At 54.8% G+C, this 6,531-nt stretch carries 5 protein-coding genes; 1 reads left to right on the top strand and 4 read right to left on the bottom strand.

The features are described 5' to 3' along the window. The first annotated feature begins 108 nt into the window (after window positions 1-108). Window positions 109-1,113 (top strand): hypothetical protein, encoded by a 1,005-nt coding sequence (locus tag Q1K23_RS06705; RefSeq protein ID WP_300363373.1) that lies wholly within the window; start codon window positions 109-111, stop codon window positions 1,111-1,113. On the opposite strand, the gene dctP is transcribed toward Q1K23_RS06705, so the two are convergent. The 4 genes from dctP to metG all read right to left on the bottom strand — a co-directional run. After that, entirely contained in the window at window positions 1,103-2,197 is a 1,095-nt protein-coding gene (dctP, locus tag Q1K23_RS06700; RefSeq protein WP_300363372.1) for a TRAP transporter substrate-binding protein DctP, read from the bottom strand. The two genes, Q1K23_RS06705 and dctP, sit on opposite strands and share 11 nt — an antisense overlap. A gap of 206 nt (window positions 2,198-2,403) precedes the next feature. After that, the gene (locus Q1K23_RS06695) at window positions 2,404-3,570 is read right to left on the bottom strand and encodes a sodium:proton exchanger (protein ID WP_300363371.1); all 1,167 of its coding nucleotides are present in this window, start codon (window positions 3,568-3,570) and stop codon (window positions 2,404-2,406) included. Beyond that, window positions 3,563-4,588, bottom strand: a complete 1,026-nt coding sequence (locus Q1K23_RS06690; RefSeq protein WP_300363370.1) for a hypothetical protein — start codon at window positions 4,586-4,588, stop codon at window positions 3,563-3,565. The genes Q1K23_RS06695 and Q1K23_RS06690 overlap by 8 nt, the downstream gene beginning before the upstream one ends. A gap of 29 nt (window positions 4,589-4,617) precedes the next feature. Continuing rightward, a partial coding sequence (metG, locus tag Q1K23_RS06685) for a methionine--tRNA ligase (RefSeq protein ID WP_300363369.1) occupies window positions 4,618-6,531 on the bottom strand: 1,914 nt, incomplete at its 5' end.

Below are 6,531 nucleotides of genomic sequence, written 5' to 3'. Positions count from 1 at the left end.
GTGATCAAACGCTTCTTTCCCAAATCTTCCTCTGAAAATATCTGAGTTTCTGCCGATAATTCTATAACCCTATCCAACCCAATTTTTTTATCGGCAGGCAGATATACGATGAACAGATTTTTTCTCTTCGCACTTCTTCTCTTTCTCTTTTCAGGCTGCAGCCGGAAAGTCGTGCAAGATCCCGTCGAGCCTGCCGAAGTGAAAGTCGCCGTTCCCGCATGGTATACGGGGCCGACCCAAGAGAGCGGAAAGAGTTTTTTCGGAAAAGGTTCGGCAGATACGATGGAGGAAGCGACAAAAGCGGCACTTGCCGATATGAAAAAGGGTATGACGGAAAAAATTCTGCGCGCTTTTAAAGAGAAAAAGAGAAAATTCGGCAGGCATCTTGGAAAAAACGAGATCGAATCTATCACAAAACGTCTGAAACGTCTGAAAATTAGCGATTACGAAGTGACACGAAGCCGGTGTCTGCCCGGCGGTCCCTGTTTCGTCGAAGTGAGCGTCGACCGCGGTATTGTCGCCCGTCCCTACAAGAAGAGGGTGATACGCAGACTCGTACCGATCGAAGAGTCCTGGCACGCGGTATCCGGCTCGGATATCCTGACCCGTTATCGCACCGCCAAAAAAGCGAAAAAAAAGATGATCGCACTGCTGCCGGAGTATCTTTTCGCCTCATCCATCGAACCCTTCGGAAAAAGTGTCAGAAGCCGGGTGGAAGGGGGCATTTCCTACTTCGCCAGGACGGAGAGATCTTTGAAAAAACGGCTCAGTTTCTGTGTCGAACCGGCCGAAACACCGGCGCTGGAACTCTTTTCGGAAGCGGTGGAGAGGGTTTTGAGAAGAGAGAATTATCCCGTTCTGGCATGGGATGAAGCCAAAAAAGACACCATCTGCATCCAGGTGGAGGGAAAGCTCTATCACGATAGCCGTGCCGACACCCATCTGCTGAGAGCATCGATCGACCTGAAGCTGCGGGAACCCTATAAGAAGGTGATCGAAAAGAGACACTACGTCGTCAAGGGCGCTTCCTCACAGAGCGGCATCCAGGCCCTTTTCAGGGCCAAAAAGGCGCTCGAAAGAAGCCTGGCCACAGGTTTTCCTCTCAGCGAATAGAGAGATATTTCGCCTCGCTGATGTCGGTCCATGGTTTGATGAGGCGGTAGTAATCCTCCATCGAAGCGAAAACCCGCTTGAAATCTTCACTTTCTGCGCTCTGCTCCTCCACGACGCGCATCAGGGCCTTTTTCGCCGCTTCTATGATTTCCGGGGAGAAATCCCTGATCTGCACATCCAGCTCTTTGAGTTTTTTGAGAGCCTTGGCGTTTTCATGCATGAATTCGTGGTACATCTCCGTCGTCATCGCCTCGGCGGCGTATTTTATGACGGCTCTGTGCTCTTCGCTCAGGGATTCGAAACGGGCTTTGTTGAAGGTGAGCTCGAGGATGGAGCCCGGTTCGTGCCAGCCGGTGTAGTAGTAGCGGGCGACTTTGTAGAAGCCCATGCGGATATCCAGCGCCGGCCCCACCCATTCGGTGGCGTCGATCGTGCCGCGTTCCAGCGAGGTATAGATCTCGCCGGCCGGCAGAAGGATCGGATTGACCCCCAGTTTGGCCATCACTTCGCCCCCGAGGCCGGGGATGCGCATCTTCAGTCCTTTCAGATCTTCCAGGGAGTCGATCGGCTTGCGGAACCATCCTCCCATCTGCACGCCCGTGTTGCCGCCGACAAAGGGGTAGAGGTTGAATTTGCCGTAGAGTTCCCGCCACAGGTCGTAGCCTCCGCCGTAGTTCATCCAGCACGAAAGCTCGCTGGCCACCATCCCCAGAGGCAGGCCGCTGAAGAGGGCGAAAGCCGGGTTTTTTCCTTTCCAGTAGTAGGGACCGGAGTGGAACGCGTCGATCTGCCCGCTGCTGGTGGCGTCGAAAACCGCCAGCGCCGGAACCAGGATGTTTTTCGGATAGACCTTGATCTCCAGGGATCCGCCGCTCATCTCCTTCACCTTTTCGGCGAAGCGGTCCACACCCGTCCCCATGATCGGGAAGTTGGCCGGCCAGCTGGTGGCGAGCTTGAGCTTCACCTTCTTGCGGCGGTTGATATTGACACTCTTCTTGCCTTCGATCATCTCCCGGGTACAGCCGGAAAAACCCACCGCCGCCGTCGCCGCGATGGCACCTTTGACGAAATCTCTACGTTTCATGCAGAACCCTTGTCGGTTTGGATTGATTGGGAAATTATACTATAGCGGGACATGGGATCGCCGCAATGCGGCTTTGTGAGAATCTGGGATCGTAGAAATGGTCACTGTTTACTTTTACCAAATAACAGCATCCAAAGGATGCGAAATGACCAATGACAGCGCGCTGTGCGCGCATAATGACGCGCACCTTAAGGTGCGCATGAATGTTAATGATAAAACGCCGCGATTACCGCATAGGCGAAAAAGAACATCAGGTGGCTGATTCCCTCGACGTAGTTGGTTTCGCCGTTGTCAGTGGTCTTCCAGGCCAGTATGACGGTCAGAATCAGTGCGCCGATCTGCAGGGAGTTGAAATCGAGAGAGAGCTGAACGTCGGCGAAGGGTGCGAGCATCATCAATATCGGTACGGTGAGCAGGATCGAAACGGTCGAGGCTCCCATGGCGATGTTGACGACACGCTGGATCTGGTCGCTTTTGGCCGCTTTGATGGCGGTGAAGAGTTCGGGTGAGACACTGATGATCGCGATCACAAGACCCGCCAGCGCGGCGGAGATGCCGTATTCGTTGGCGATGTGCATGCCGTCGCTGGCGAAGATTTCGGCGATGATACCGATGAGAAAGATCAGTCCGAAAATGGCGAAGAAGTTGGCGATGTTCGGAAGTTTTTCGAAGATGTAGTTCTCTTCCTCTTCCTCCTCCTCGCTGTGCTCCGCTCTTTTTCGCCTGAGCCGGAAGATGCGGCTGCGGGCCGTGGCTTTGAAGAAGTGGATATGGGTCCGTGTCTGGAAGATGAAGATCGTGACGTAGTAGACCATCAGCAGGAATGCGATGATGTAGCTTGCCGTCATCAGCGAATCTCCGCTGTCTTTCGAGTACTGGAGCAGACTCGGCACCAGCAGCGCGACGGATGCGACGAGCAGAATCGTCGTATAGGTGCTGGATGTATCTTCGTTGTGCTCCTGCTCCTTGAAGCGTAGCCCCCCTACGAAGACCGCGATACCCAGAAGTACGTTCATGTCGACGATGACGGCGGAGATGATACCGCCTTTGACCGTCTCCAGCGCATGGGCGCCGTGACTGCTCTCCAGAAGGATCATGAACAGAAGCAGAATCTCCACGGCGACGGCGCTGAAGGTCAGAACGAAGCTGGCGTAGGGCTCCTGAAGCCTTTCGGCCAGTATTTCCGCGATTTCCGAGACGGTGAAGGAGAAAGCCGCGATACCGAGTCCCGCGAAGAGTGTGGCCAGGTAAACCTGACCGGTCGTATGAAAGAGAAAAGCGAAGGAGGCGAAGAAGACCCCCGCCATCAAATCCCAGTAGTCCTGGAAAAAGTCCTGAATACCCGACGACGGTTCGGAGGTGTCGTTATGCATTAAAGTCAAATCCTTTGAAAATGGTCGTTTCGGATGAAATCCGCTCTCTTTGAATCTTTTCGAAAAAGATCTCCTCTTTCAACCCGGCGATGATGGTGTAGGCGGGCTTTGAGAAATCTTTCCGAATGATCGAGAGAAGAGATTTCAATGAATCGTACTGATATATGGGAGTTTTTATATCACATTCGAACTTAATTTGTGTTGGGATGAAAACCTTACGTTCGATCCATCTGACATCGTCCAGTACTCTGAAACATCGGCAGTTGTCGAAATTATCGGCGAAAATGAGAACGTGTTCGCTCGCTCCGAAAGGGATCTTTTCACCATGTCTATTCACGAAAACCGGCTGGAAGGAGGGGGTGTGACGCAGATGCTGCAGGGTAAAACCGGCGGAAAGATGTTTCAAAACACCCACGGCGTTCATGAAAGAGGAGAGCATGCAGGAAGCCAGCGGCAGCCGGCGATGGTAATGCCCCTCCAGAATGATAGACGTTTCGAAGATGCTTTCGGAGACGACGGAGTACTCCACCGGATCGGAATCGGCCGTTTCGAGAAGATAACCGATATGTTCGATGAAGGGGATGTCGTCGCAGAGAATCGTTTGAAGCGGGCTGGAGTCGAAAAGCTGTTCGCTTCTTTTCCCATCGTCGTTTTCGAGTGGAAGCACCCCATGGTCGTAGTTGAGTTCTCTTATGAATTCCAGTGTCGAAGCGGGGACATAACGGATCTTTCTGGGGTTCTCCACCAGCCAGAGGCGCAGCAGTTTCGGCAGGGTTTCGGCCAGAGAATCGACATGGATCCAGGCGATCTCCTGATCGGTGGCCGGGATGCTTAGATCGGTAATGATACCGTAGGCTCCGAGCTTTACGGCCTCTTCCGCATCCTCTCTCTCTTTTGCGAAAAAAAGGGAGCCTCTATGCACCTTTTTCAGTTTGGTCGCCACGGTTTCGAAACCGGATATGAAAGGGGTATTCAGAAGCCGGCCGCCGGTGACGGCCAGGACGGTTTCAAGACGCATTCGGTTCCGTGTCCGGGGATGGTAACGGGTTATCCAATGGCGCTGCCGGGTTTGCGCGGTTTTTCGGGGCGGATGAGGCAGAGTCCCTCGTCGTCTTTTGCGGCCAGAAGCATCCCTTCGCTGAGCATGCCCATCAGTTTGGCGGGTTTGAGGTTCGCGACGACGCACACCTGTGTGCCTTTGAGATCCTCGGGCGAATACCACTCTTTGATACCTGCGACGATCTGCCGCGGCTTCTCCTCTCCCAGATCGACCTGCAGTCTGAGAAGCTTTTTGCTTTTGGGAACCTCCTCGGCTTCGACGACGGTACCCACTTTCAGCTGGACCTGGAAGAACTGGTCGATCGTGATCAGGTTGGCGCCGCTCTTTTCGCTCTCCTCCTTCTTCTCCTTCGCCGCTTTCTTCTCCTTCGCCTTCTCTTCGCTTCTGGCCGTCTCGGCTTTCTGGCCCGGAGTCTCCACGAGGGGCTCTTCGATACGCGGAAAGAGGGGAGGGATCTTCTCGATCGTGAAGCTCTCCAGCAGCGCACTCTCTTTTATCAGCCGCATGTAGCTTTCCGTATTCACCGTAAAGCCAAGCGCTTTGGCGATGGTCTGGGTCGTTTTGGGCATGAAGGGGTGAAGCAGGACGGCGACTTTGGCGAGGATGTTGGCCACCAGCGCGATCGTCGCCATCGCCTCATCCTCTTTGCCCTCCTTCATCTTGACCCATGGCATGGCGGTATCGATCGCCTTGTTGGCGATGCGAAGGGTTTTCCAGAGCTCTTCGAGGTAGCGGTTGGTCTGTACCTCGTAGAGGAAAGGCTCGACGTTCGAGAGGATCGACTCGACGTTTTCGAGCTCCTCTTTGTGGAACGTGCCCACCCCGTCGCTCTTGACGCGGAAATCGAAATATTTGCCGCTCATGCCGATGATGCGGTTGAGCAGGTTGCCCAGGTCGTTGCCCAGATCGGAGTTGATCCGGTCGATCAGGGCGCGCTGGCTGAAGTCGCCGTCCTGTCCGAAGGGGACCTCCCGCAGCATGAAGTAGCGGAAATTCTCCAGTCCGTAGGCGTCGGCGATCTCTTTGGGATCGACCACGTTGCCTTTGGATTTGCTCATCTTCTCGCCGTTTCGCGTCCACCAGCCGTGGGCGGCGATGTGATGGGGGAGTTCGAGCCCCAGGCTCATCAGGAAAGCGGGCCAGTAGATGGCGTGGAAGCGTAGGATGTCCTTGCCGATCAGATGGACTTTCGCCGGCCAGTACTCCATCAGCTTCTCGTCGCCGCCGTAGCCCAGTGCCGTGACGTAGTTCATCAGCGCGTCGAGCCAGACATACATGACATGTTTGGGGTCGCCCAGCTTTTCGGGGAGTTTGACGCCCCAGTCGAAGCTGGTGCGGGTGATGGAGAGATCCTCCAGGCCGTTCTTGACGAAGTTGATCACTTCGTTTCGCTTGGCTTTGGGGAGGATGCACTCGGGTTTGCTCTCGTACCACTCCAGGAGGCGGTCCTGATACTTGGAGAGGCGGAAAAAGTAGCTCTCCTCCTCCACGATCGTCGTGGAGCGGCCGCACTCGGGGCAGAACTCGTCGTCGACCAGCTGCGTTTCGGTGAAAAAGGTTTCACAGCTGACGCAGTAGTGGCCCCGGTAGACATCTTTGTAGATGTCGCCGTTGTCGTACATCACCTCGAAAGCTTTCTGGACGCCTCTCATGTGGTCCGGGTCGGTGGTGCGGATGAATTTGTCGTAGCTGATCTCGAACTCGTCCCAGAGATTCTTGAACCGTGCCGAAATTTCGTCGGCGTACTCCTGGGGACTCTTGCCACGTGCTTTGGCCGCCTGTTCGATCTTCTGGCCATGCTCGTCGGTTCCGGTCAGAAAAAAGACATCCATGCCCGCCATCCGGGAGTAACGCGCCAGCGTATCGGCGATGATCGTCGTATAGGCGTGTCCGATGTGGGG

It is taken from the genome of Hydrogenimonas sp., from assembly GCF_029933015.1.
In the GTDB taxonomy this organism is placed as follows: domain Bacteria; phylum Campylobacterota; class Campylobacteria; order Campylobacterales; family Hydrogenimonadaceae; genus Hydrogenimonas.
Note: the sequence above shows the minus strand (reverse complement) of the source record. Positions and strands in the feature narration are given on the sequence as shown.